The 26,755-nt window shown below is 38.1% G+C and carries 19 protein-coding genes; 12 read left to right on the top strand and 7 right to left on the bottom strand.

The window, feature by feature from the left end:
- Window positions 1-445: 445 nt before the first annotated feature.
- From Q0954_RS15765 to Q0954_RS15755, 3 genes are all read left to right on the top strand, one after another.
- Window positions 446-1,690: a cysteine desulfurase gene (locus tag Q0954_RS15765; protein ID WP_299458455.1), complete on the top strand. Its 1,245-nt coding sequence runs from the start codon at window positions 446-448 to the stop codon at window positions 1,688-1,690.
- A gap of 254 nt (window positions 1,691-1,944) precedes the next feature.
- Entirely contained in the window at window positions 1,945-2,271 is a 327-nt protein-coding gene (gene trxA / locus Q0954_RS15760; protein WP_299458454.1) for a thioredoxin, read from the top strand.
- Window positions 2,272-2,653: 382 nt separating this feature from the next.
- Entirely contained in the window at window positions 2,654-4,084 is a 1,431-nt protein-coding gene (locus Q0954_RS15755) for an MBL fold metallo-hydrolase (RefSeq protein WP_299458453.1), read from the top strand.
- A gap of 3 nt (window positions 4,085-4,087) precedes the next feature.
- Here Q0954_RS15755 and Q0954_RS15750 read toward each other — a convergent pair whose 3' ends face one another.
- The 6 genes from Q0954_RS15750 to deoC form a co-directional block, all read right to left on the bottom strand.
- The gene (locus tag Q0954_RS15750) at window positions 4,088-5,551 is read right to left on the bottom strand and encodes a mechanosensitive ion channel family protein (RefSeq protein WP_299458452.1); all 1,464 of its coding nucleotides are present in this window, start codon (window positions 5,549-5,551) and stop codon (window positions 4,088-4,090) included.
- Between the two features lie 138 nt (window positions 5,552-5,689).
- Entirely contained in the window at window positions 5,690-8,983 is a 3,294-nt protein-coding gene (locus Q0954_RS15745; protein ID WP_299458451.1) for an AsmA family protein, read from the bottom strand.
- Between the two features lie 201 nt (window positions 8,984-9,184).
- On the bottom strand, window positions 9,185-10,672 hold the full coding sequence (locus tag Q0954_RS15740) for a hypothetical protein (RefSeq protein ID WP_299458450.1): 1,488 nt from the start codon (window positions 10,670-10,672) through the stop codon (window positions 9,185-9,187).
- A 279-nt stretch (window positions 10,673-10,951) separates the two neighbouring features.
- Complete coding sequence (msrB, locus tag Q0954_RS15735; protein ID WP_299458449.1) at window positions 10,952-11,443, bottom strand: peptide-methionine (R)-S-oxide reductase MsrB; 492 nt, start codon at window positions 11,441-11,443, stop codon at window positions 10,952-10,954.
- Between the two features lie 279 nt (window positions 11,444-11,722).
- Window positions 11,723-12,646, bottom strand: coding sequence for a sterol desaturase family protein (locus Q0954_RS15730; RefSeq protein WP_299458448.1), 924 nt, complete (start codon window positions 12,644-12,646; stop codon window positions 11,723-11,725).
- A 256-nt stretch (window positions 12,647-12,902) separates the two neighbouring features.
- The gene (gene deoC, locus Q0954_RS15725) at window positions 12,903-13,577 is read right to left on the bottom strand and encodes a deoxyribose-phosphate aldolase (protein WP_299458447.1); all 675 of its coding nucleotides are present in this window, start codon (window positions 13,575-13,577) and stop codon (window positions 12,903-12,905) included.
- A gap of 791 nt (window positions 13,578-14,368) precedes the next feature.
- Between deoC and Q0954_RS15720 the strand changes: the two genes are divergently transcribed.
- From Q0954_RS15720 to Q0954_RS15705, 4 genes are all read left to right on the top strand, one after another.
- A complete protein-coding gene (locus Q0954_RS15720) occupies window positions 14,369-16,075 on the top strand; it encodes a hypothetical protein (RefSeq protein WP_299458446.1) in 1,707 nt (568 codons plus the stop codon).
- Window positions 16,076-16,506: 431 nt separating this feature from the next.
- Complete coding sequence (locus Q0954_RS15715; RefSeq protein WP_299458445.1) at window positions 16,507-17,082, top strand: hypothetical protein; 576 nt, start codon at window positions 16,507-16,509, stop codon at window positions 17,080-17,082.
- A complete protein-coding gene (locus Q0954_RS15710; RefSeq protein WP_299458444.1) occupies window positions 17,069-18,883 on the top strand; it encodes a WG repeat-containing protein in 1,815 nt (604 codons plus the stop codon). Before Q0954_RS15715 ends, Q0954_RS15710 begins: the two co-directional genes overlap by 14 nt.
- 226 nt (window positions 18,884-19,109) lie before the next feature.
- Window positions 19,110-21,407, top strand: a complete 2,298-nt coding sequence (locus Q0954_RS15705; RefSeq protein WP_299458443.1) for an FdhF/YdeP family oxidoreductase — start codon at window positions 19,110-19,112, stop codon at window positions 21,405-21,407.
- Between the two features lie 121 nt (window positions 21,408-21,528).
- Here Q0954_RS15705 and Q0954_RS15700 read toward each other — a convergent pair whose 3' ends face one another.
- On the bottom strand, window positions 21,529-21,693 hold the full coding sequence (locus Q0954_RS15700; RefSeq protein ID WP_299458442.1) for a hypothetical protein: 165 nt from the start codon (window positions 21,691-21,693) through the stop codon (window positions 21,529-21,531).
- Between the two features lie 248 nt (window positions 21,694-21,941).
- On the opposite strand from Q0954_RS15700, the gene Q0954_RS15695 reads away from it, so the two are divergent.
- The 5 genes from Q0954_RS15695 (at window position 21,942) to Q0954_RS15675 (ending at window position 26,626) form a co-directional block, all read left to right on the top strand.
- A complete protein-coding gene (locus tag Q0954_RS15695) occupies window positions 21,942-23,315 on the top strand; it encodes a hypothetical protein (protein WP_299458441.1) in 1,374 nt (457 codons plus the stop codon).
- Window positions 23,316-23,862: 547 nt separating this feature from the next.
- Window positions 23,863-24,063 (top strand): hypothetical protein, encoded by a 201-nt coding sequence (locus Q0954_RS15690; RefSeq protein ID WP_075163997.1) that lies wholly within the window; start codon window positions 23,863-23,865, stop codon window positions 24,061-24,063.
- A 687-nt stretch (window positions 24,064-24,750) separates the two neighbouring features.
- Complete coding sequence (locus tag Q0954_RS15685; RefSeq protein ID WP_299458440.1) at window positions 24,751-25,221, top strand: hypothetical protein; 471 nt, start codon at window positions 24,751-24,753, stop codon at window positions 25,219-25,221.
- Window positions 25,222-25,460: 239 nt separating this feature from the next.
- A complete protein-coding gene (locus Q0954_RS15680) occupies window positions 25,461-25,733 on the top strand; it encodes a hypothetical protein (RefSeq protein WP_299458439.1) in 273 nt (90 codons plus the stop codon).
- Window positions 25,734-25,855: 122 nt separating this feature from the next.
- Window positions 25,856-26,626, top strand: a complete 771-nt coding sequence (locus Q0954_RS15675) for a bifunctional 2-polyprenyl-6-hydroxyphenol methylase/3-demethylubiquinol 3-O-methyltransferase UbiG (RefSeq protein ID WP_299458438.1) — start codon at window positions 25,856-25,858, stop codon at window positions 26,624-26,626.
- Window positions 26,627-26,755 lie beyond the last annotated feature (129 nt).

Raw genomic sequence — 26,755 nt, 5'->3', positions numbered from 1 at the left:
AGCAGCGCTACGGGCAATAAAAATAACGAAGTATCAAGGCGAAAAATCACCCCTCAGAGTGTAAATTTATTTTTGAACAATTCCTTAGGAATGGTACCAAAATAAATACGCATTCTTAACCTCATCTTTTGAGGCTATACTTTGTTAAAAAATAGCCGAATAGCGATGCTATTAGCCGATTTTTTGCCTCGTCTAGCAACAAAATATTTTATTAAACTATAGAAATTTATTTTTACACCATTCCTAAGCTTTTTGATTCAATGGTTTTCTCAAACTTACTCTGTACTTTTGCAGTTCCTGGGAACCTTTTTTTATATAGAAGTATTCTAAATAAAGTTTGTTTTCTCAGTAAAATCAATCAATATCTAAAAACAAAAGCCCCCTACAGTTGCTTATATCTATAGCTACTGTTTTAAAAACAGAGGCACTTAAAAATCAGAATATTATGAACACAAATACAGAAACCAATGCTGTCTTTGATATAAATAAAATCAGAGAAGATTTTCCCTTACTCACCCAAATGGTGAATGGAAAACCTTTGGTATACCTAGATAATGCGGCTACCACACAAAAACCCAAGGTAGTGTTAGATGCATTGAATAATTACTACCTCACTACCAATGCCAATATTCACCGGGGGGCTCATTACCTTGCTTCTAAGGGTACACAAGAGTATGAGGCTACCCGCGAAACTGTCCGCCAGTTTCTAAACGCAGCTTCTACAGAAGAAGTGGTATTTGTAAGAGGTGTAACTGAAGCAATCAATTTGGTGGCGTCTACTTTTGGCAGGCAACAACTTCAGGCAGGCGATGAAGTAATTATTTCTACGATGGAGCATCACTCCAATATTGTTCCCTGGCAGCTACTATGCGAAGAAAAAGGGGCTCACTTGAAAGTAATTCCTATTACAGATGAGGGCAAGCTTATAATTGATGAGTACGAGAAACTGCTCAATGAAAAGACCAAGATTGTCTCTATTGTGCATGCTTCTAACTCGTTGGGAACCGTAAACCCTGTGAAGGAAATGATTGCCATGGCGCATAAAGTAGGTGCCAAAGTGTTGGTAGATGGTGCTCAGGCATCGGTACATTTAAACATTGATGTACAAGACTTGAATGCAGACTTTTATGCATTTTCTGGGCATAAAGTATACGCTCCTACTGGAATAGGTGCCTTATATGGCAAAAAAGAGCTGCTTGAAGCAATGCCTCCTTATCACGGTGGTGGTGAAATGATCAAAGATGTTACTTTTGAAAAAACAACTTTCAATGATTTGCCTCATAAGTTTGAAGCAGGTACTCCTAACATTGCTGATGGCATTGCCTTCAAACAGGCGCTTGACTACATAGCTGCGATTGGCAAAGCAAAAATAGCTCAATACGAAGAGGACTTACTACAATATGCTTCTGCACAATTGCAGGAAATAGAAGGGCTAAAAATCATAGGTACTGCGGCTAACAAAGTGAGTGTAATATCATTTATAGTAGAGGGGGTACATCACAATGATATTGGTATTTTGCTCGATACCGAGGGCATTGCCATACGCACTGGGCACCACTGTACACAACCTTTGATGAACCGTTTTAATATTTTGGGCACTTCAAGGGTATCATTTGCGATGTACAATACCAAACACGAAGTAGATACCTTAATTAAAGGATTGCACAAGGCACTAAAAATGCTTCGCTAAACAAGGATACGAATAATTTTAATAGATTTATTGAAACAATAAAGACACGCTAATTCTTTTAATGATATGTTAAAAAACTGACACACATTCTAAATGTAACAACAAAAGTGACAATTATAGCGTAAAGACAAGAGAAGTATATGTCCAAGTTGTCATATAAATTACTGAAATGAACCATTTGTACACTATTTGTGTATTTTTGGTAAATAATAAACAAGCTAAACAATTTTCATTACCATAAATTTTATACAGTCATGGCAAATACACTTGCAATCACCGACGCAAACTTTGAAGAAATTGTAAATAATTCTGAGCAACAACCTATCTTGATTGATTTTTGGGCAGAGTGGTGTGGGCCTTGTAAAATGCTAAGCCCTATCGTAGAGGAGCTTGCTGGAGAATACGAAGGTAAAGCCATCGTTGCATCGGTAGATGTAGATAGCAACCCTAATCTTTCGGCTAAATTTGGTATCCGAAGCATTCCTACTTTATTGTTTTTCAAAAACGGCGAGATTGTAGACAAGCAGGTAGGCTATGTACCTAAAGCTGCTTTGGCTCAAAAACTTGATGGCGTATTGTAAACAAGGTTTCATCATACATTTATTCAAAGCGGGTATTGCCTTTGGGCAGTTCCCGTTTTTTTACTTTTACGCTGTCTTTTTGGCAGCACTCATGATATACTACACAAGGCATACAAACAACAATGCAGACACCAGATTTATGTTGTTTTACAAACTATCGAAACCTGCTATATAACCATTCCAACAAGCAATTTTCGCTTACACTACTCAAAGCATCATTGTCATTGTAAAACCTACAAAATGCTTCCTGACTTTATCAGCCACGCAAAGGGAGTTCAACTACTCTATATCTTCTGCTCAAAAAAATCATATAGCACGATTACCGCTACCATATCTCATATTTATTCTTAATTTTACATTATGTAATCATAATTATAACGATATGCGATTGACATTTTGGGGTGCAGCTCGTCAGGTAACCGGGAGTATGCATTTGCTTGAACTGGATAATGATTTTAAGGTGTTGATAGACTGTGGGCATGATCTGGAGCGGGAACGCAAACCTCTCACTGATGAGAATGGCTTATATAAGGGTATATTCCCTTTTGAACCTTCCCAAATCAACGCAGTAGTACTTACTCACGCTCATATAGACCATTCGGGTTTTTTGCCCAACTTGGTGCGTGAAGGTTTCGAGGGGGTTATTTATTGCACAGACGCTACTTATGACCTGACCAATCTATTGCTACATGATGCGGCTTCGTTGAACCAACGAAAACTAAAAAAAATTGCTAAAAGTAAAAAGTTTAATCCCGTTCATAAAGAACAGAAATACGCCAAACGGGAGCTTTTTTTGGCACCTCACGTAAATGAGGCGTTAGGGCACTTTCGTACTTTGCTGTTTCGGCAACGCAAAAAAATAGGCGATGGCATTTACATAACGCTTATACCCACCGGACATTTGCTGGGGGCAGCCAATGCCTTGATAGAAGTAGAAGAAAACGACCAAACAAAAAAATTATGCTTTTCAGGTGATTTAGGGCGTTACAATTATCCTCTCTTGGGCGACCCTGAACCTACACCAGAGGTAGATTACCTGATATGTGAGTCTACGTATGGTAATCGTTATCATCAATCGGAGGGTAGCCCTGAAGAAATTGTACTGGATGTAATCAAAAGAGCCTGTGTGGATAAACCTGGGCGTTTATTGATTCCAGCGTTTAGTGTTGGACGTACTCAGGCATTACTCTTTACCCTCAACAAACTTTGTACAGAGGGCAAATTGCCTCCTATTAAGATATACACAGATAGTCCACTGGCAAAAGCCAGCACTCAGGTATACCAAAAACACTTAAGTTTGCTTAATAAGGAAGCACAGGAGTTTCACAAATCTAACCAAAGCCTTTTTGATTTTGAAAACTTAATTTACCTCGAAACCTCCAAACAAAGTAAAGCAATCTCTAACTATAACCACCCCTATATGGTGGTATCTTCTTCGGGAATGATTCAGGGAGGACGCATAGAATATCATATCAAACAAAATATTCAGAACTCACTGGCTACAGTACTATTGATTGGCTATTCGGCAGAGGGTACACTGGGGCACGACTTGCTCAATGGACGTAAATACATTGTGGCCGATCGTCACGAACTTGCGGTAAATGCTACCATTGAACGCACCGATATTTTTAGCGGACACGGTGACTTGAATGATTTGATTAAATTTGTAAAGTGGCAATCACCCGAAAAACTAAAGAAACTATTTTTAGTGCATGGTGAATCCTCATCTATGGACGACTTCAAGGAAACTTTGGGCAAAGAAGGATACTCACAAGTAGAGATTCCTGAAAAAGGGCAAAGCTTTGAACTGTAAGGCTTAAAAGTCGGAAAACAAGTCTTTCATCTTGACCAAAATTTGTTTAGATAAAGAAGAAGTCTCTGAAGCTCGTAATTCTTTAGAGGCTTTTTCAAATATGCTGGAATTGCGTAACTCTCTTTCAGCAATAATTAAACTAATGGTTTCTAGCACCTCACCTTTTTGGTGCAATACCGGTAACAAGTCATCACGGGTAATTTCATATAAAATAGCATTGGTGGCCGCTTTAGCAGTTGCAGACCTACTGGCACCAGTGAGCAATGATTTTTCTCCCAAAAATTGCCCTGGTTTTACTAACCCCACCCTCAACTCATCGCCATCGCCAAATACATCTACAAAGACCTCTAGTAACCCTTCTAACACCACAAACATAGAATCACCTTCGTCGCCTGTTCTAATGACTACTTCGCCCTTGGTAAATTCTATTCGTTTGATACTTTTGCCCAAAACTGCCAGCTCTGACTCACCCAAGGGTTTGAATAGTTCTACTTTTCGTAATAAGGGGATGCAGTCGTCACCTGTGGCAGAGTCTAAGTGGCGGGTCGGCATTTTGTCATGATAAATATCTTGCTTGGGGTAAGCAATAGAAATACCCGCATGGCGCAACTGTTCCAATACGCTGGCAAGTACCCTACTACGCGCTACTGGAGGCGATACTCCTTTCCAGGAGTTAATCCAATAATGTATTTCGTACTCTACCCCTATTTCATTGATATTTTTGACCAACACTTTAGGCTCAGGGTTTTCATAAAACCCGTGCTGACTGGACACCGACTTAGCTGCTGACTGCAACACCCGCAAAGCCCGCGCTGTTTCTATAGAAAAATCCAGGCTGATGAGTACTTCAAAACGACTTTTATTGTCAGGGTAAGCATAGTTTACAATAGGTTTTACACCAATATTGCTATTAGGTACTCTCACAATATTATTTTGTGGAGTACGTATACTTGTTGTTCGCCAATTAATCTCTTCTACACAACCCTCTAAACCACCTTCGAGCACGATCCATTCACCTATTTTATAGGTTTGCTCTATATTGATGGCCAGCCCTGTAAAAATATCAGCAATCATAGAACGTAAAGCAAAACCTAAAACAATCCCTATCACTCCTGATGTTGCCCAAATGCCTGCAACCGATTGGTTATACACAAAAGCCATAATGCCTGTAATGGCTACACCCAATACAATGACTGCTACCATATTATGCAAAAAAGTAGGTACACGCCCTTCTATACGACGCGACATCCAGGTATCAAGCACAATTACCGTTAAAAAACGGGAAAAAAGAAACGCTGTCGATAACCATAAACCAGTTAGGAGAATATCATCGGCTATCTCAAGCCATAATTTTGCTTTAGGTAAACCAGTGTAATGAATGATTTCATTGCGAATAAGCCAGCTTATTATAAAAGAGGCAGTGAGCAATACAGGCAAGACAAACTGTTGTAATTTGCTTGTTTTCAAGGTTTGGTTCAGTTTAGTTCGTGTTAAGTATACAATAACTAAGCAATCATTTTGTTGGATAAGTTAATATTTTAAAATAAAAGTAAAAAAGCCTCCCTAAACAATCAGGAGGCTTATATCAATGATTCAATGAGGTGGCTATTTCTTTTTATTTATGTTCTCCACCTTTTGATTGGCTTCTTCCAGTACTTTTTTACGTCTTGCCTCTGCCGTTTCTATAATCTTGTTGGAGAGTTGTAGTTGTTTCTGAAATTCGTGCTCGGCTCTTGAGTAGGCTTTTTGTTTAATTTTGGTTCCTGTTTTTTCTGCCACTTTTTTAGCCGCAGCTTTTAGCAATGGGTTTTGTACCTCGTTGAGCTTAGCTGCAACAAATTTGTTATACTCAGCATCTGCTTGCTTTTTGGCTTCGTCCAGTTTTTTGCGGGCTTCGGCTTTGGCAGCATCTACTTTTTGACGAGCTTCAGCCATAATTGCATCTGCTCGTTTTTGGGCATCAGCCAAAACCTCTTTAGCCTTGTCTTTTCCTTCTTCTATTTTATCATCTACCACTTTTTTTACCTGGTCTTGCACACTACTACCAATCACCTTGATTTTAGGATCATTGACAGGTCCTGTAATTCCTAGCTTTACGTTTACCCGGTCTGACTTATCGAAGTTTACTCCCGCAAGACGGCTAATTGCTGTGGTGGCACTTTGTCCTATTTTACCCTTAGGGGCATCTATGTCTACTTTAAAGTTCAAGGTACCATCTACATCATTACTTCCGCGTACATTGAGGTTATAGTTGCCTACTTTCAGGTCAAAGGGTTGGTAAGTCATTTTACCGTTTTTAATCTCTGTTTGAATATTCACACCTGCAATATTCAACTCTTTTAGTTCCTGAATGCCTGTCACCATACTTAAGTTTTTCAGCATTCCAGAACCTTTTACTTGAGTTTGAGTAAGCTTGATAGACCCAAAACCGTTGAGAGAGTTATCAAGTAGTGGGGTCATGTATTGCGATAAGCCTCCACTTACTTTTAAGTTGGTAGATAAAAAACCCGTAATATTTTCTGCCATTGGTATCAGTTTTTTTACTACCGAAAAACTTGAATGAGCTTTACCAATTGACAAACGGTTAATATTCATTTTAAAATCATACTTTGGGTGGGTCACATCATACGTATCATAAGCACCGCTCATAGTAAAACCACCTTCCAGCATATTAAACTTTAAGCCATTGAGTAACACCCTGCCATCTTTTACTATTATTTTACCTTTGATATTCTTAATCTCAAGGTCTTCATAGTCCACTTCATCTATTTGAGAGTTAAGTACAAAGTCAATATTCTTGGGTACTGTCACCAAGGTTACCTCATCGCTTACTGTAGTAGAACTTCCATCAGAAGAAGTGGTGGTGGTAGTTATAGTGGTATTACCTGCTTTTCCAGTTTCTCCTTCAGTACTATCCATCCATTCGTCTACCACAAACCTGCGAGACTTGAACACTACATTTCCTTTGATTGTATGCCCTTTAAAAACATAAGGAATATAGTTGGAAATGGTACCAGTAGCATGAATATCGCTCTTGCCCGCAAACCCATGAAACTTTTCAAGGGTAATCGTTTTTGGGGTAAACTTGGTAATGGCTTCTGTAATTTTAAAGCCTTGTGGCAAATCTTCTTTACTTACAAATGAAAACTTGTTAATGTCTATCTCTCCACTAGTAGGCAACTTATCATACTGTTCTTTGTCTATGTAAGACATTTTGCCCGCCGTAGTAATATCCGCCCTGATGACTCCTGCAAGGCTCATCCCCTCTAAAGGGTAAATATGTGTGACCTTGGCTAAGTCAATGACTCCTTTCATTTGGGCATCATACGTAACATCGGCAAAGTTTACCACATTTGCCTTTACCGAAAAAGGTTTGTTATCCAATGTCCAGCTTAAGTTTTTCACGTGTACTTCAGAATCTTTATAATCGCCCGTAGTATTGGTTACCGATGCATCCAAGGTAAGTTTATCCAGTGCTTCCGGAAACTCCTTAGACTTGGCATACCCGTTGGTTAAGGTAAGTTTGGCAGCAAGGTTGGGCATGCTAGAGGCATTGTATACCCCTTTGGCAGTAGCATTTAAGCCAAATAAACCCCTCACAGTAATGCCAGGCATAGGAAACATCTTGCTCAAATCGGCCAGGTTGAGTTTTGCCACTACATTGGCATCTATTTTAAAGTTAGATAGCCCCTCTACTCTGGCTTTAGCATCTATCGGGTTTCTGCCTAAGTCAAGATGAAGTTTTTTAAGGTCTACTACTGTTTTTTCCAAGTCACTGGTTTTGTTGCCAACAGACACATCTACATTGATATTGTTGACTGGTGTAGGTAGGTCAGGGTATTGGAAAAGGGCATCAGATACCTTAAAGTTAAGACCAAAGGCAGGGTATTTTTTTTCGTTATAAGTTCCTTTTACAAAACCATCAAAGGCAAACTTACCTTCGGTTTTCATTTTCTGAAACTCTTCCATCTCGGTATATACACCAGGCACCAACGATAAAATGTTTTTAAACTCGTTTTCTTTGGCAGCGTATTTAATATCCATATTGATATCATTGCCTACCATTTGAACAAAGCCATCGAACTTAAACACAAACTCATTGATTTTGATAGCATTTTGTTTGAATGTAAACTTATTCTTCTCCATATCCATATTCAATGTCAGGTCAACATCTATGGATTTATTCTCTACATAGCTTACATTTTCGTAGCCAAAATCAATTTTATCTACAGTGGTTTTAGTTTTAAGATCAAACACCGCTTGGGTAAAGTTACCACTTCCTTTGTGGGTAAGTTTGGTAATACTGGCATACATAGGGGTAGCAGCGTCGGCATACACAATGTCAGCATTTTTAATCTTCCAGCGTTTGATACCAACATTAAAATTAGTTTGCGTAGTATCACTCTTGTCCTTTTCAGGTTTTTTCTCGTCTTTCTGGGTTGTGTCAGCCTTCATAATGTCCCAGTTGGCAGTACCATCTTTCAGTACTTTGGCATATATTTTAGGCGAATCAAGGTAAATCCCTCTCACCTGGATTTTGTCACTAAACAGCACACTCCAGATGTCTACCTCTACCTCAAACTCTTTGACTGCAGTAAGGGTATCTCCTTTGAACTGGTCTTTGCCAACCACTCCAAAATCTTCCATCGATACAGTAATATTGGGAAAGTTGCTAAACATACTCAACCCAAACTTGTCAATATCAAAGTATACATGGGCATTGACCGATTTAGCTATTTCTTCATCGATTTTGGCTTTGATGTCTTTCTTAAAAATAATAGGAATCAAAATACCGAGTAGGATCAGTACTAAGAAGAATCCACCAAAGATAAAAAACAGCCTTTTGATCCATTTTTTCATCTTGCTTTGGCTTTTTGGTTTTTCACTTTCCTTGTCCATAACCTTATTTATATTTTGGTTTAGAGGTTTTTATAAAAAAATCTGATCTATACTACTTGCTACAGGTATTGAGCAAGATAGCATTATTTGCCGAACGATTTATTAAGTTTTGTATGAATATTATTGATGTGTTGCTACGGGCATCCCCAACAAATTTACTTTTTTTATGGGGATGTTCAGTAGGATTCTAAAAAAAATAATCTATTCCGAGGCAAAGCTCATTTTTTGTACAAAAAACACTTTCCTTTTGCCAGTACGTTTATTTTTTATCCGTTGATACCCCCAAACCAAGTAAAAGTCTCCATACCAACGTCGAGTTTGCACTCCCATATTCTCTTTGATGCTATCGTCTGGGTTAGAAGTTTTCAGCTTTACAGACTTCACCTCATTGTTGGCTTTGCTTTGAGCAAAAGTTTTGGTACGTAACGCATCGTTAAAATAATAAGTCAAAGACGAAGAATCAGTCCCTACATGAAACATAGATACAGGGTAAATTTGTGGCACCTTTACTCTATTGAGTTTAATTACATTGTCCCATTGCATAAAACCTTTGGCATTAAGCACCATACCAATGCTGCGGCTATATTCCCATTCTCTGGGTAAAGGGTTTTGTGGAAATCTTCTGGGGGTAAAAAAAGCACCACCTGGCACCCTTACACTTTCTATGTACATGTCGCCACATAACAAGTAGGTATCTTTTTGCTTGACAATCCTATGCAACAATATTTTGTCTTGTACAGTATACTCCCTTTTGCCCTTTTTTTTGCGTCGGTTTACCTTGCGTTGAATCCGTTTTTGTTCTCGTTCGCTCAAATGCCCATAAAAGTTTTTTAGGTCATTGAAACTATAATAACGTTTTGACTTCAACTCGTTTTGTGCAGTCAACCGCGCTACAAATAATCCTTGATGGGCTTTTTGCTGTTGAGAGTGTGCGTATATCCCCACTACCAACTGTTCATTGCGAGGGATCGCTATTACTTGAGCATCTTGCAAATATTTATCTTTTTGATTAGGCAAGCTAATGCTTCTTACTTCTTGCCCTTTTTGGTATGACTTAAGCAAAACAGTAGGTTCGCCCCGATGCACGCTTACTACAGTGGCATTTACAAAATTGTTGAGCGTATCGAGGTATACAGCCTCTACATAAGCCCTCCCCTTAAAGCTTAATGGTAGTATTTTCGTTTTTTTAAGGATCAAGTTGGTATGTAACATGGCTGGTTCACCCTGTAGCATGCCTCCTACATACAAATCATTTTGAGACGCGGCAAAATGACTTACTTCTAACCTTTCAAGCAGGAATAGTTCAAATTTCTCTAAAAACCCGGCATTGGCATTTACCTTAATCACCTGATAAGTGCGGCTTTGTACTTTACCAAATAGTAAATACAGGGTATTGGTAGAGTAAGCAAAATCAATAAAAGGTAAACTCTTTTTCACTACTCCTTTGATTGTCCACTCTGTTTTTAGGTAATGGTCATATTTTCTAAATACATATTCTACAAACCCTTTGCCCACATTACTACGGGTTTTGTTAAACACCACTACTCCTTTTTGACCTATGGGAGCCATATATAAGTCGTCAAACCCTATGCGTACTGGAACTTCCAGGCGTTGGTTTTGAGCATATACTGAACAAGTCAATAGTACTGACAACAAAAAACATAAACAATAACCAATCAGTTGTTTCATTGGGGCTTAACAATTAGTCAAAACTTAAATATCACATCAAAAATATGTTTGAATATATAAAATCAACACCTGGTTGATAATTGGGTTTCTAAAAGTTATTTCCAAGGTAGCATAAACCCAAACTGCACTCTCAAGCTGCAAGTTAAAACTAACTAAAAGCTATTTGATCATTACAGTATTTCACTGTTTTAAAAAAAAAGGTACTGGCAGCTTGTACACCAGTACCCAAAATAACAAAATGATTGACGTTAGTGATAGTTTTTATATCAAAAATATATTTTACTTCTCTTTAAAGTCCAGTGCTACCGAATTGACACAATAGCGTAAACGGGTTGGCTCCGGACCGTCGCGAAACACATGCCCCAAGTGACCTCCACAAGCACTACAGTGTACTTCTTCGCGTACCATACCATAGCTATAGTCTTTTTTTACATTGACCGATTTTTTGGACAATGGTGCCCAATAACTTGGCCAACCAGTACCAGAGTCAAACTTAGCTTTAGACGAAAACAAAGGGTTTTTACAAGCAACACAAGTATATATGCCCTCTTTTTTATAGTTCCAGTATTTGCCTGAAAAAGCTTTTTCAGTGCCTTGCTCACGCATTACATGAAAAGCCAATGGACTTAAAACTTCTTTCCATTCCTGATTGGTTTTAGATACTTGAAAGTTAGTGTCTGCTGGCGAAGTAGTGACGGCATACTTTGGCTTCTGGAGACATCCTCCTAATAAAAACATAGTCGCATAAACTATTATAAATAATTTCTTCATTTATTTTGATGAGTTCTAGATTCTTGGAAACAGGTATATTGTATATATTATTATACATGTAACAACATGCTTTTATTCAAAGAACGCACATTAATCTGATAATGGTTGTTAAGCAGGTGTTAATCAAGCCCTAAGCATTTGTTAAAGCTGATATAGGGGCAAAAAAAGACAGGCATCGGATGAGCCTGTCTGGGGTAAAAATTGTATTATAAAAAGAAATCATTTATTAAATGACATTGTTTATTTTAGGTCTAAGCATTCAAACTTTATAAAAAATACTCAAGCAAGTTGTTTTTCTTGATCAAGCTCTTTCTGCATTTGTTTGGTTGTTTTGGTTGATCCATCAGGGCTCCAGCCTGGAGGCGAAAACAAATACATAAACTTATCTTGCCAAGTTTTAGCGTTCTTCACATCTTGCCATAAATCACGGTATTCGTGAAAAACGATATTGACTAATTTGTTAGAGTTAGGTCCTTTAATTACCCCAAACTCTGCCGGAACATTGTCGTCATACGCCTTGTATGTACCAAACAATCTATCCCAAAACATAAAAATGGCGGCATGGTTTTTATCAAGGTATTCAATGTTGCGTGAATGATGTACTGCATGTAACTTAGGCGTATTCATGAACTCTTCCATAACACCCAGCTTAGGGAGCTTAGAAGAATGCAACCAATACTGGTAAATGGTACTAATCCCCATTACAGTAACAACCATTACTGGGTGAAAACCTAAAATGGGTAACCACAACCAAAACAGTGACTTATAAAATAGGGTAAAAATACCATTGCGAATGGCATTACCAAAATTATATTGCTCTGAAGAATGATGTACCACGTGGGCTGCCCACAACACCCTTACAGTATGACTCAGGCGATGATACCAGTAAAAACATAAGTCATCGGCAAGGATTAACAATACCCACACCCACCAAATAGTCCAGTCAATATATTGGTAGCCCAACCACTCAACCCGCAAGTCAGCAAAACCTTTGTATAACATATAAAACACTGCTATAGAAGCGGTTTTAGTAAAGATAGCTACAATACCAGAAGTAATTGCTACTTGAAAACTACTCCAAAAATCTTTGGCATTATAGTGATCCTTGTCGTGTTTATAAGTAAGCAAGTACTCACTAATGATTAGCACAAAAAAGAAGGGAACACCATAATAAAGGGGGTTGGTAATCTCTAAATTCATCATATCTTAAAGAAAATTAATTTATCATCATATTACAATTAAAATGATGAGCCCAGATAACTTTTATTACTGACTATCAATTAATTATGTATTTAAAAAATCTACCTGACCTTTGATATATTAAAATCCAGTGACAAAGATAAAAGGAGAATCTTCATGCTACAATAAATCAAGGCTCTTTCTTACTTCTTTTACCTATGCTACTCACTCTATAGATACTGAGAAATTCATACAATTGTGTCAATATGTAGTTCAATATTTAGCTTTTAACACCTTTAGCCAACGCCTCTTCTACGATTTTAATACCAGATGAGGTACCAATTCTATCTGCTCCGGCAATAATCATTTCCTGGGCTTGTTCATACGACCTGATGCCTCCAGAGGCCTTGATGCCTACAGTATCGGGCAAAATATCACGTAATAAACGAACGTGTTCTACCTTGGCGCCTTCGGGTGCATACCCAGTAGATGTTTTCATAAAATCAACCCCGGCATCTACACATACTTTGCTGGCTTCCCTTATTTCATGGTCATTCAGGTAAGCAGTTTCGAGAATGACCTTCATCATTGCTTCTTCGGCATGAATGACTTGAGAAAACCAAGCCATCTCCTGTTTAATCCACGCATAAGCGTTGCATTTAATTGCAGAGATATTAATTACAATGTCCAACTCATTTACCCCTTCTTTTAAGGCACTTTCTATCTCTTGCATTTTTACTTCAGCTCGTTGGTAACCCAAAGGAAACCCTACCACAGTAACCAGTTGCACAGGGGCTTTGCCTAAGTCACGCCTGGCTTTTTTTGCCCAATAAGGAGGTACACATATTCCTGTAAAGTTATGAGTAACGGCTTCTTCCACCAATGTTTCTATACTTTCGTAAGTCACAGTAGGCTTAAGGTTGGTATGTTCTATATACTCATGAATGTTTTGCATATTTTGGGGAGTTTTTGCTGTATCAAGTACAAAGTTAAACTATTTCGGGTATTCTGTAGAGCTATTGTTGCTTAGATTAGCCAATATATGTTACAGTTATCAGGTAGCACCAAACACTACATACAAACTCCAATAGCCCTATATTCCAACGTCAGCCTACCACTGCATAAACATAAAATTGTTGGTTGTTAAGCCAAAGGTAGGGCGATATATGGCAGTGATTTTTGGCGTGATTGATGCTATTTTAACATTTTTTTGGAGCAAAAAAAGGCTAACATCAAAATATTCTGTTTCCTGATGAGGAATTACCAAAAAAAGATTTTAAAATGAGGACTCGTTAGAATTTAAATCAATTTTTAGCGTAATTTAGGAGTTGGTTGTTTTTACATTGTTGTAAAAGCAAAGCAAGGTTGAGTCGGATTCTTGGGCAAGAAAATGACACTTCTAAGTTGTTTAAAATACCATAAGAGTATGTTTAAAAATTAGTTTTCTTGTTTATTGTCAATGGTGAAACAGAGCTCCGAATCAAGTTCGGAATTTAGAAACTCGTTTACGCTCGGTTATAATCTGGGCTAAAAAAGTGATTTTTACGCGCTGACTTCGTTAATTTTTGCGTCAATAGTTTTAAAATCCTCCGAGGGCAAGCTCGGAGTTATGAACCGAACTTGTATTCGGGGCTTTAGCTATTCACTTAAAAATATATCTCGCCAGCACAAAAAACTCATCATTTTTAACTCCGAAGACAAATTTAAACATACTCTAAACCGTTGGTTAATAATTAATAATTACGAATGTTTGACTATCAGAAAGTGTTTTTAGATCACTTTGATCCAAAAACATTTTTAAATTATCAATGGAATGTGAGAGTATCCCCTGGCGAGGTATTGCCTTGGCAAGGGTTTTATACAGGACCTCTGGTTTTACGAGCTTATGAGATAGAAGACCTATGCGAACTATTATTGGGGGTAGATTTGTCTAACCTGGCGCAGGTTGTCACCCAAGAGCTTGTTTCAGTTACTCAATCTTCTAACACTAACACTTCTTTATTTTTACATTCTACTACTCCTGAACTTAATGCTTTTTTAGACGATTTAAACAAGCTTCAACAAGAAGTACCAGGCTTAGACTACGCTGCTTATAAAGAGGTCCAGTCGGTGTATTTTGCCCAACCAGATGACTTGTGTGTAGGCAGGGTAACTGCCTGGGAGACTGCCATTGAAACCGAAAAAGTGAGAGGTGCCTATATTGCAAACATAGATTATTATTACCTTTCACAAGCTTTGATTGTACTGGCAAAACAACACCTTGCAACTCCAGTACCTGTCATTAAACAGATGATTGATTTTTTGACAGCCCACCCTAATACAGTGGCAAGGGTATATGCACTTGAGCAAGAAATGCAAATATTTTTGGTATGGCTTAAGCGAATGGCACAGCTTGACCAGCTCAAAATTGATAGCAACTCACCTGAGATTTCACAACATTGGAACAATAAAAGAGTACTATACCCCTCGGTAGAACAAGCATTGGGCATACCCACAGAAAAAATCAAGCAACAAACTGTAAAAGAAACGTTGGCAAATGAGGGACAGTTTGCTGACGTTTACCAAAAACTCAAGGTAGAAATACCCCGTTTGCCTGGTTATATAATTATTCGAGAAAACTGTGATGAAGCCCATTTTGCCAAGCAAATACAACAGGCAGCACAGCTACTTCAAAGTCGATACGGGCTTACCACAGGTTGTTTTAAAGCCTGTAGCTCAGGTGATGGAGCACGTATTACTCCTAATATACCTTTAGCTGATGTTACGCTACTGACCCAACTGGCAAATGAGGCTTACACCTACGATGATGACTATTTACTCGAAGCTCATGTTACGTATTTAGAAACTGTGGTAAATGATTTCACCCTAAAAACTACCCCCTCAGCACATATACGCCAAGGCGAACAAGCCCCTGGTATTACCCTACAATTTATGGAAGGCACTTCTTGGAAGGGAAACTTATACCTGGATGCCCAACAAGCAACCAAATTGAATATATCAGCCGAACATTATACCTGCATTACTAACACAATGCGGGCACTGGCCAGTGGGTTTCAACAACATATTGCTGGGTTAAATATTGCTGGAATCGACTTTGCTATTGGTCGTTTAGGTGGGCATTTTGGTGATGAAATAATGTTGGGAGTGCAAGACCCTAACCTCTCATTTAACGGAGCTGAATGTTTGCGTACATTTATGGATAAAAAAAACGTGCTTGCTCAAGGGTTATATGGAGCAACATTGGTCATACACCCTCACATTGATTTTACCCTGCCCGAATTTCGACAAATAGTGGCCGAATGTTTTCCTGAGGCAGCTTCCAAAATGGAAGTAATTAGCATAGCTCCCGACTGTTGGGGTATGATTGCCACCGCCGGAAAAACCCCACAAGAAGCCATTGATCAACTGGTTGCTTTACGCAATGTTTTGGCAACAAAAAATATTATTCACTAAATCTTTAGGACACGCACCATCAAGCCAACCCTTCCTTATTCTTAACACTTATTCCCCCCTAAAAGCAAATTATACACAAATGCTTGGGAAGTAGACCTACTTAAAAAACCTACATACCAACCACAAAACTACATTACCTAATTTCTTCAGTTATCCTGCACCTAATGCCAGGGCAATCGCAAGAAAGCCAATTATTGCATTGCTAAAATCATAAACAACTGATTAACAGTTATTTGATCTTTTTACTAAAATACACAAGTAATTCATCAAGCAGCTGATAATCAAGCTATTACTTTGCAAGTAAATTTTTCTTGCGATTGCCAGGCACCTAATGCTCTCAGGTTGGCAAATTCAGCAAAATGATAGTACCTTCGTGTCAAATACCTAAGTGCTTGCTTAAAGCCGTATTTTGACCCAAAAAATAACAGATAATGAAACCATTTGTTCTCACTGAGTTTATTTTTATACTTTTAAGTATTACAGGTTTTATGCTCAAAATAGCCTTGGTGTTTTGGGGTACTCCGGTGCTTATCATTGGCTTGCTGGGTTTATCCATCAGTTATATTAGGAGAGGCTTGCGCCCTACTTTACTCAATGATCAGCCTGTTGCTGCCAGTGACCGCTTTTTTATTCCTCTTTACAAATTAGGGTACCTTTTATTTGCCATCAACACTTTGGGAGTACTGTTCAAAGCTATGCTTTGGGATACTCGTTTTTTAGGCTTCAGTATGTTTATACTCATGGCATACACAATATTTGTTGCTGTTCAAGTACTCAAAGAAAAACTTTTTTTCAAAAAACTCCTGGTCAAATCTATCTTCATTGCTACACTAGCACTTACCTTTTATCAAACACCTTTGTCTAAGCTGATCCAACTCTATTACCACGATCACCCTGAGTTTGCCCAAAAATTTATTGAATACCGAGAAAACCCTCAGAACGAAGTCAAGAAAAAAAACTATCTTGAAGCACGCAAAAAGATGTTAAACAAAAATGCAAAAAAATAACACCCTCTTTTATCTACATCAAGTATTTGCTTATGTTCTACATAGCCTTTTTGCCTTTGGGCATAAGCTAATTATCCTCTTGGCTCTTTTGTGGTTTGTTGCACTGTTGGGGTGTTCTACAAAAACAAGCAACCAGTCTCCGGTAGACTCTACCAAAACATCAGGCAAGGCAGCTTTGCAAGTAGACCAGGAAATGACCCAAAAACTAAAGTATGAAGTAGTATACAAACACCAAGGAGAACTTGCCAGAGTTTTTTTTAAAGGGAAATACGGATTTATTGACCAACAAAACAAAGAAGTGATTAAGCCTTCTTATGATTGGGCAAGCGATTTTGAAGGTGGTTTGGCTATTGTGAATATAAACAACCAGGAAGGACTCATCGATACTCAAGGAAAAGTAGTGGTGCCTATTGAGTTTCGTAGCATAGATATGCCTTCAGAGGGCTTAGCAAGAATAAGCGTAGAAATAAAAGACAACAAAGATTCTTTAGTTAAACACTACTTATGGGGGTTTGTAGATACTAAGGGAGAAATTGTAGTATCGGCAACATACGATTATGCCGAATCTTTCAAACAAGGGCTTGCCAAAGTAGCCCAAACCCGTAAAGATGAACAGGGTTATACCCAGAAAGTTTTTGGGTTGATAGACCGGGAAGGGCAAGCTGTCACCTCTCTCAAATATGGGTTCATAGGTGATTTTCATGGAGGGTTTGCTTTGGTTAGCTTAGACAATGGACAATATTGGGGATTTATAGACCGTCAAGGCAAAGAAATTACGCCTGTACAATATGATGAGGTAAGGGACTTTAAAAACAACCGGGCATTGGTGAAAAAAGATGGCTACTGGGGAGCCATAGACTCTACTGGACGCATCAGGGTAAACTTAAAATATCCTACTTTAGAAGACTTTAAAGGGCGATTTGCTCGCTATTTTGTATACAATAAATATGGTTTTATAGACCAACAAGGCAATATGCTTACTCCCGCAAAATATGACCAAACCCTTGATTTTTCGCAAGGTTTTGCGCAGGTAAAAAAAGACGGTAAATGGGGAGTAATCAACCAATTTGGAAAAGAAATTACCGCATTGAAATATGATACAGTGCTTGCCTTTAGCGAACAACGAGCACTTGTGGGAAAAAACGGCTGGCATGGCTTTATCAACACTCAAGGCAAAGTAGTGGTTCCATTGGTTTATCCCGAAGCCCGTAGTTTTGACAAAGGCAAAGCAAAGGTTACCTTTTTTGTGCCTAACGCTCAAGGCAAACAAATACAACACAAAGGTTTTGTAAACCAACAAGGTCAGCTTCTTATACCAGTAAACGCACAACTGTATATAGTAAAACAAGGGGCAAAGTATGGTGTGATGTATAAAGACATGCTTCGTACTGTCATAGGGTACGATTTTATTGAGGCATTACCAAACAAAACAGCACTTGCTGCAATCAAAAATAAAAAAACAGGTATTTTGGACCTTACTGGTAAACCACTTACAGAGTTTAAGTATGATCATTATCAACCACTATCACACAACTTACTATTGGTTGCTGCCAATAATAAATGGGGCATTATCAATCACCAAGGTAAGGAGGTAACCTCCCTTAAATATGACCAAATAATGCCTTTTGCCCAAAAACGGGCTAGAGTAAAAATAGATAGCTTATGGGGGTATATTACTCCAAAGGGCAAAGAAATTACACCTATACAATATGATTATGCCGAAGACTTTTTTGATGGGAAGGCGTCAGTAAGTCGTAATAAAAAAGCAAGCGTGATAGACCTGGCTGGAAGAGAGCAATAAAATGTAATACAAACAATTTACTCCATAAATACAACATAACATTTCATCCTATACAACACACCTAAAACCGCCTATAACAAATTGTATCCTATCAAAGTACCTAAAGTACAGCCCCACTTATGCAAGTAAAATCCAGCTAAAAACGAGAAATTATTACGAAAATGTTTCTAAATTGTGTAAACAACAGCACACATATCAGAAAAATACAGCACACGATCAATAAAACATGAATAATATAGATAGCAATCGTCAGGTAAACCCACTCACATCTGAAGAATTTACTGGGCTGAAAATTAAGCCTCCTAAAGAAATAGCTGCTGGAGCAGAAGCAGTCAAATCTGCCCTTCACCACATTGCCAAAGAATCTGGCATATTTCGAGGAAACCGTATACTACTCAACCTTAACCAAAAGAAAGGATTTGACTGCCCTGGCTGTGCCTGGCCTGACCCCAAGGTTCGTTCGGCTGTTGCCGAATACTGTGAAAATGGCGCAAAGGCAGTAGCCGAAGAAACTACCCTGGAACGGGTAGACCCTGCCTTTTTTAAAAAATATAGTGTAGGCGAACTTTCTCAAAAATCTGATTATTGGTTAGGTAAAAGCGGTCGTATTACTCATCCTATGGTGCTCAAAACCAATAGCCAACATTATGAACCCATCGCCTGGAAGGAAGCGTTTGCCATGATTGCTCAAGAACTCAATGACTTGATCTCTCCTGATGAGGCTGTTTTTTATACTTCGGGACGCACCAGCAACGAAGCTGCTTTTATGTATCAGCTATTTGTCAGGCAGTTTGGTACCAACAATTTGCCTGACTGCTCTAATATGTGTCACGAATCTAGCGGAGCTGCATTGAGTGAAACCTTGGGCATAGGCAAAGGCTCGGTTACATTAGAGGACTTTAATCACGCCCAGGTAATATTGGTCATTGGACAAAACCCTGGCACCAACCACCCTCGCATGTTATCGGCATTGCAGGAGGCCAAACAAAAAGGAGCTAAAATAATACATGTCAATCCTTTGCCCGAAACTGGGCTTCAGGCATTTAAAAACCCTCAAAAAGTAAGTGGTTGGATTGGCAAAGCAGACGCCTTAAGCGACATTTTTTTGCAGGTTCGAATCAATGGTGACATGGCTTTGCTGAAAGGCTTGCTAAAACTCATGGCAAACCAAGAAGCTGTAAATGAGGGTAGTGTGTTTGATCGGGAATTTATTGATCAATACACTGAGGGTTTTGAAGAATTTTGGGCTGATATTCAATCGGTAGACTTAGAACAATGTATTCGCGAAAGCGGCATTGACTCAACCCAACTTGAGGAAGCTGCCCAACTGCTATGCAACAATGATCGCATTATTGCTTGTTGGGCAATGGGGCTTACCCAACACCCCAACTCGGTGGCAATGATTAAACAGGTAGTGAATTTACTACTGGCCAAAGGTAGCATAGGGAAGCAAGGAGCAGGTACTTGTCCGGTACGTGGACATAGCAACGTACAGGGTGATCGTACAATGGGCATTTGGGAAAAACCTCCTCAAGATTTATTAGACCAATTAGAAAAGCACTTTGGTTTTAAGCCTCCTTCAGCGCATGGATATGATACAGTAGATGCTATCAAAGCAATGTATGAAGGGAAAGCTAAAGTTTTTTTTGCGATGGGGGGCAACTTTTTATCAGCCACTCCTGACACTGTGTATACAGCTCAGGCATTACAAAACTGTCAACTTACAGTACAAGTATCTACCAAACTTAACCGTTCGCACCTGGTTACCGGAAAACAAGCCTTGATATTGCCTTGTTTGGGCAGAACTGAACTAGATGTGCAACAATCAGGAAAACAATTTGTCACTGTAGAAAACTCTATGGGGGTAGTACACCAAAGTAGAGGACGTATCAAGCCAGCTTCGCCACACTTATTGAGCGAACCTGCCATTATCACAAAGTTGGCGCAAGCCACATTTGAACAAAGTAAGGTAGATTGGCAAGCAATGATGCATGATTATGATGTAGTACGCGACCATATAGAAGCAACTATTGAAGGGTTTGAACAATACAATGAACGAGTAAGGCAGCTCAATGGTTTTAACTTGCCCAATGTAGCACGTGAACGTAAATTTATACAAGGCAAAGCATACTTTACAGTACACCCTATACCTAAAAACACCCTTGCCAATGATGAGTTTATCATGATGACTATCCGCAGCCACGACCAGTTTAACACGACTATTTACGGGCTTAACGATCGTTACAGAGGTATTTACAATGAGCGTCGGGTAGTGCTTATGAACCAGGAAGATATGAAAGAAATGGGGCTGGTAAGCAAACAACAGGTAAACCTAAAAGGTAATTATGAGGGAGAGCAAAGAGTGGCACCAGCGTTTTTGGTAGTACCTTTTGACATTCCTAAAAGGTGCATTGCTACTTATTTTCCAGAGGCCAACGTATTGGTGCCAATTAATAGCGTAGCCAAGAAAAGTAATACGCCTACCTCTAAGTATGTAGTGGTGAGCATTGAAAAAAGCATCTAAAAAAAATCATAAAAAACTCTGCTAAATATATTAACTTAGCAGAGTTAAATTTACTGTTGATCAATAGCAAAAATATAGCTGAATAAAAATCACTGGAGCAATGTTATTCAACTGTATTTTATTAATAATAGTAGTAATAATAAATGGCACCTCCACTGGTAGTATTATTGCCTGAACCTGAAGACCCACCAGGATCTTCTGGGCAAGGGCACTTACCACCTGAAGTTAGTGCTAACTGTGACTCTGACAGCTCACAATCTGTGAATGACTCGAATAAATTTTTCATCTTTAAGCAACGAATTAAAAGTGTACAATATAAATGGTGCATTTGTATTATTGGGTGTTTTATTGGGGTTCTTTACCTCAGCTAAAGCACAATCTGTAAATACATCTGAAATTTACAAAAAAAATTACGAAAAAGCTCGAAAACTCAGACACAAATACCCGGATAGTACAAAAATATTCGCCAACCGAGCTTTATTATCTGCCAACAATAATAATCAAAGGGCTGAGGTGTATTGCTTGCTTGGAAAAATGGCTAAAGCACAAGAGTGGAATAATACCGCTATTCATTACTATCAACAATCGCTTAAGCTTTATACCAACGAAACAAGTAAAAACAAAGTCAGGCTGGCAATGATAGCTCCCTATCGCCGCCAAAAGAAGTATAACACTGCTTTAAGGTTGGCTAGGTGGGTAACAAAACATGCAGAAAAAAAAGGGGAGCTAGGCAACCTCAAGAACAGCTATTCATCGTTGGGGAATGTGTTTTATAACTTAAGCCAGGCAGATACTTTTTCTATCAAATGGGTTGACTCTTCTTTACACTATCACCGTAAATCAATAGAGCTAAGGAAAAAACATTTTCCTCATACTCAAGCTATGGCGTATTATAATTCGAGTTTTGCTTATGAAGCAATTTCACCCGATTCTGCCATACATTATACAAAATTGGCACTGCAACAACCTCACCTTGAGGCTTACCATAAGGCTTTGTACAACATTCGGTTGGCACAAATTTATTACAAAAAAAAGGCGTTTAAAACTGGTAAACACTACTTGAGTAAAACTCAAAAAATACACTATCAAGACCTGAATCTGCAAAATATGTATTGGTTTTACAGAGCAATGATTGCTTTGTTTCAACAAAACATTAGAGAGGCCAAGCAAGGGTTCAATAAATATGATTCAGTCATTAGTTTGCTTCGTAACAACGCACAAAACATGGCTGACCAAAAAGGGCTCACAGAAATGATCAGGGAAGATTACCAGGACGCTTGCAATGCTGCCATGCAAATGTACAAACATACTAAAAATGAGGTATATCTAGGGCTGATCAACCAATACAAAATCAAAAAACAGCAAGCAAGTAAAAAATACATTCGTACACATTTGCTTATAGAAAAACAAGACAGCCTACTATTGAGTAAAGTATATTCAACCACCGAGTCGAGAATGACAAAACCTACTCTTGAAACCCAACTAAGTAACGAAAATACACAACGATGGATTTTTTGGGGTATCATGACCATCCTCATCATGTTGGGCGGTATAGTTTGGTGGTATCAATTGCAACAAAAACAGGCAATGCCTCCTCCTGTAGAACAACCTCAGCTAATTATTACCAACCAAAAGTTAAATACCAAATTATTGAGTTCTTTGGCAGAGCAAAACGAGTTTGAAAAAATATTATCATTGCTCAACACCAACCTGGGGAACGATACCCTGAAACATTATACCCAAAACCTACCCAATGATGTCACTTTAAGTGCACAAGAAAAAGTATACCTTAAACTACTGTCAGAAGGTTTTAGTCAGTGGGAGATTGGGCAAATGCTTAACAAGAACAAGCGAAGTATTATAGAGTGGGATAAAAAACTTAAGCAAAAGCTGAACAAAGTTCAATAAAATTGATTTTATTTTACTTTGTGGAAAAAATAGGTAATTTTGGTTTTAATCCTTGTAAATTACAACCTTGCTCAATTCACCCCTGCTGTGCTTTTACGCCTGTTGATTTATTATTGCATACAACAGGTAATTAAGCCTTACCTAATATCAAGTAGCTTTAACATAATGATGATGGGTAAGACCAATACTTGCTCTATACAGCTATTTTTTTATACCATAAAAAAATAATTTATCAACAGTGTATTGTTGCTTGCTGTCAAACCTACTTGCTCCAAGCGACCAAATGCCTGGAGAGCAATAGGCTCACCATATAAAAGAAAGATTCTTAGCAATAATACAAGAATGGAAAATAGCGTAAAGCACTAAATTACATGTAGCTCATGCCAACAAAAACAAGTGAGATGTTCTACAATTTCACTTTTTTTCGTTATTTGGAACAAAAAATATTGAAAATTGCAATATAAGCACTTGATTTTGAAGTAATTATTTAATTTCTTACGAAGAATATTTGCGATAATTTTTTTTATTAAATTAAAGGATGATTAAAATGAAAAAGTTTGATACCCTAGAGGATGCTTTCCAACATTTTTTGGACAATGTTTACCCTAAACTAGCACCTGAAAGAAAGATTAAATATAAGGATGCTCGTTATGACTTTCTTAAAAGAAAATCTATCTCTCATAACAAAATAGAGTCTATTTTAGGGGACTATGCAACCATTAAAATGGAAATTACATTCGAAGACTAAACACCTTTGTACAATCTCTACTTATGACATAAAAATATTTGTCAATTAACAGACAGAAAGCCCACTTATATATAAGAGTGGGCTTTTCTTTTATTAAACTTGTTTAAGGTTTTTTCAAATAATTCAAAATGGTTCTTTTACCCATATACTTCGTTGTGAAAATGCTCATTTAGCTAGTGCATTGGGGATTAAATAAATATATTATTTATTCGAGGGTATTTTGTTTGCTGACGCACTTCAAAAAGTGCGCATAGCCAAAGCTACGTAAACTTTTTGAAGTAAAGTAAGCGGGCTAAAGACTCCGAATAATATGATAGGAATTTAGTTTCCAGTGCACTAGGCTAAACTCCGCCTTCCACGCCTCATCTATGTGAAAAATCATTCATTTTGCTCTCAATGCCAAAACCTTAAACAAGTTTATAACTTTCCTTAACCCACTCCAGGCACCACATTCAATTTTTAACTATTCAACCAATTTTCTTTTCAGTATTTTGAAAAAAACTATCTTGAACTCTCTTCCTTCATTGCATACAGACAATACTGTTATGCTCTAAAAATCAGCGGAAAGCAAGCCATGAATACAGAAAAACTTGAGAAAAGAGCAAACAGATAGGTTTAAACAACTGTTAAAGTAAATAATTACAAATCATTCATAGATATAAAACCAACTCTTATTTTTTTGATATTATGGCACAACCCAGTACATTTTTGATAGAGGCTTTACACAAAACAGCAGATAAACTTACCAAAGGGGTTCCCTACCAATGGGGGCATATGGGCAGTTGCAATTGTGGCAATCTAGCGCAAGAAATTACCCAGCTTAGCAAAGCCGAAATACATGAATACGCTTTGCAAACCCGTTTTGGTGATTGGTCGGAACAAACCTCAGAGTTTTGTCCTACCAGCAACTTGCCTATGGACATAGTAATCAGCGAGATGCTCAATGCTGGGCTTACTCGTACCGATCTCAAACACCTTGAGAAACTATCGGACAAACAAGTGCTCAAGAGGTTGCCTGCCAACAATCGCTACCTCATACACAACAAACGCGACGATGTAGTAAAGTACTTGCGTACCTGGGCAGATTTGCTTGAAGAACAGTTGCTCGAAAAAATCAACATTAAGAATGTAGTAGTCCCTGCTAAAGTGTTGGTATAAGGTTAGGGAGCAAACAAGAAATAACCTACCCATTTTGTAGCTGCTCTTTTGCCTTGAGACTTTGTTACTTTTGCAGCCGTAGCTCTGCTATGACTTTAAAAAGTGCCGCGTCTCAGAATAAAATAGCTAGCAAAGAACCAGTATCCTATTTTTTAATTGCTCCCTTACTTTGTTGTATGGGTTGATTGACTTACATCACATTTATTATTAAATTTCATTACGAACTAATGAGGATATATATGAAAAAAATATTAAATGGCATTGATCAACTCATCAACCACCCCATTTACCAATTAGTAGTGAGCATTTCGTTAATTGTAGTCAGTATCTATGACATGGTGCATGTGGTTGTCAAAGATTTTGTTCACTTACGCTTACACAAAGACCATTTCGTTATTTTGGTAGGCATACTCATGCTTATCAATGCCCTTAACGCGTTGTTTAAAGGGATTAGAGGGATAGAGAAAGACATAGAAGAGGAAGAGGAACACAATACTACAAGTGCTAAATAACGTTAAAATAGATAGAATGTGCTCAATGCTTTGTAACTTTGCATTCTATATCTATTTTTTCAGGCTTGTCTGTAGCTGCACCCTGTTAGATGCGGGCAATGTTTGATTAAACATTATTTATTATGTTTAAGACTACCGAAATAACATCTAACGAGATAGTTTCTGACAATCCTGTTCACCAAAGATTGACTTTTGCCTACGAAGAGGCTATCAAATATGTCAGTGGCAATTTGCTGGAGATAGGCTGTGGCTTTGGTCGTGGACTGGAAACTTTGCAAAAAGTATGTGACCAGTATACTGCTATAGACAAAAATGATAAGTTGATAGCATGGCTATCAGAACAATACAAAGATTTTACTTTTCTTTCACAAAACATCCCTCCTTTTACTGGGTTGCAAGACAATACTTATGATTTTGTGGTTTCTTTTCAGGTAATAGAACACATCAAAGATGACAACTTATATTTGAAGGAAATCAACCGGGTGCTGAAGCCAGGTGGCAAAGCTTTGATCACTACTCCTAATATTAAATATTCGCTTACGCGTAACCCTTGGCATATCCGTGAATATACTGCACAAGAGCTTGCCACATTAATGGGGAGATATTTTAGTCAGGTAGATACCCACGGAGTAAAAGGCAACGAAAAGGTGATGGATTATTATAACCAAAATAAAAAGTCGGTAGAAAAAATTACCCGTTGGGATGTTTTTAACCTACAGTATCGTTTGCCACGCCAAGTGCTACAAGTACCTTACGATATTTTGAATAGAATGAACCGTAAGAAGTTGCAAAAGCAAGATAATTCACTGGTAGCACAAATCAATTTTGACGACTATTACCTAAGCGATCGCCCCGACGAGAGTTTAGATTTGTATTATATAGCTACTAAATAGTCGGGAGTTTTTAGTTGGAAGTGCTGACGTGACTATAAGATCTTCACTAAAGACAACATGTTCGCCATCCTCCATTTTAAAATCTGTGAATGGCTCCAATAGACAATGTATCTTTAAAATCTATTGGAT

Origin of the sequence: uncultured Microscilla sp. (assembly GCF_947493425.1) — a bacterium.
Taxonomy (GTDB): domain Bacteria; phylum Bacteroidota; class Bacteroidia; order Cytophagales; family Microscillaceae; genus Microscilla.
The sequence above is the reverse complement of the archived record's forward strand: the minus strand, read 5'-3'. Positions and strand labels throughout refer to the sequence as shown.

Coding starts and splice junctions, on each gene's coding strand:
- Q0954_RS15765 (WP_299458455.1), top strand. CDS start 446: ATGAACACAAATACAGAAACCAATGCTGTCTTTGATATAAATAAAATC.
- trxA (WP_299458454.1), top strand. CDS start 1,945: ATGGCAAATACACTTGCAATCACCGACGCAAACTTTGAAGAAATTGTA.
- Q0954_RS15755 (WP_299458453.1), top strand. CDS start 2,654: ATGCGATTGACATTTTGGGGTGCAGCTCGTCAGGTAACCGGGAGTATG.
- Q0954_RS15745 (WP_299458451.1), bottom strand. CDS start 8,983: ATGGACAAGGAAAGTGAAAAACCAAAAAGCCAAAGCAAGATGAAAAAA.
- Q0954_RS15740 (WP_299458450.1), bottom strand. CDS start 10,672: ATGAAACAACTGATTGGTTATTGTTTATGTTTTTTGTTGTCAGTACTA.
- msrB (WP_299458449.1), bottom strand. CDS start 11,443: ATGAAGAAATTATTTATAATAGTTTATGCGACTATGTTTTTATTAGGA.
- Q0954_RS15730 (WP_299458448.1), bottom strand. CDS start 12,646: ATGATGAATTTAGAGATTACCAACCCCCTTTATTATGGTGTTCCCTTC.
- deoC (WP_299458447.1), bottom strand. CDS start 13,577: ATGCAAAACATTCATGAGTATATAGAACATACCAACCTTAAGCCTACT.
- Q0954_RS15720 (WP_299458446.1), top strand. CDS start 14,369: ATGTTTGACTATCAGAAAGTGTTTTTAGATCACTTTGATCCAAAAACA.
- Q0954_RS15715 (WP_299458445.1), top strand. CDS start 16,507: ATGAAACCATTTGTTCTCACTGAGTTTATTTTTATACTTTTAAGTATT.
- Q0954_RS15710 (WP_299458444.1), top strand. CDS start 17,069: ATGCAAAAAAATAACACCCTCTTTTATCTACATCAAGTATTTGCTTAT.
- Q0954_RS15705 (WP_299458443.1), top strand. CDS start 19,110: ATGAATAATATAGATAGCAATCGTCAGGTAAACCCACTCACATCTGAA.
- Q0954_RS15700 (WP_299458442.1), bottom strand. CDS start 21,693: ATGAAAAATTTATTCGAGTCATTCACAGATTGTGAGCTGTCAGAGTCA.
- Q0954_RS15695 (WP_299458441.1), top strand. CDS start 21,942: ATGGCTAAAGCACAAGAGTGGAATAATACCGCTATTCATTACTATCAA.
- Q0954_RS15690 (WP_075163997.1), top strand. CDS start 23,863: ATGAAAAAGTTTGATACCCTAGAGGATGCTTTCCAACATTTTTTGGAC.
- Q0954_RS15685 (WP_299458440.1), top strand. CDS start 24,751: ATGGCACAACCCAGTACATTTTTGATAGAGGCTTTACACAAAACAGCA.
- Q0954_RS15680 (WP_299458439.1), top strand. CDS start 25,461: ATGAAAAAAATATTAAATGGCATTGATCAACTCATCAACCACCCCATT.
- Q0954_RS15675 (WP_299458438.1), top strand. CDS start 25,856: ATGTTTAAGACTACCGAAATAACATCTAACGAGATAGTTTCTGACAAT.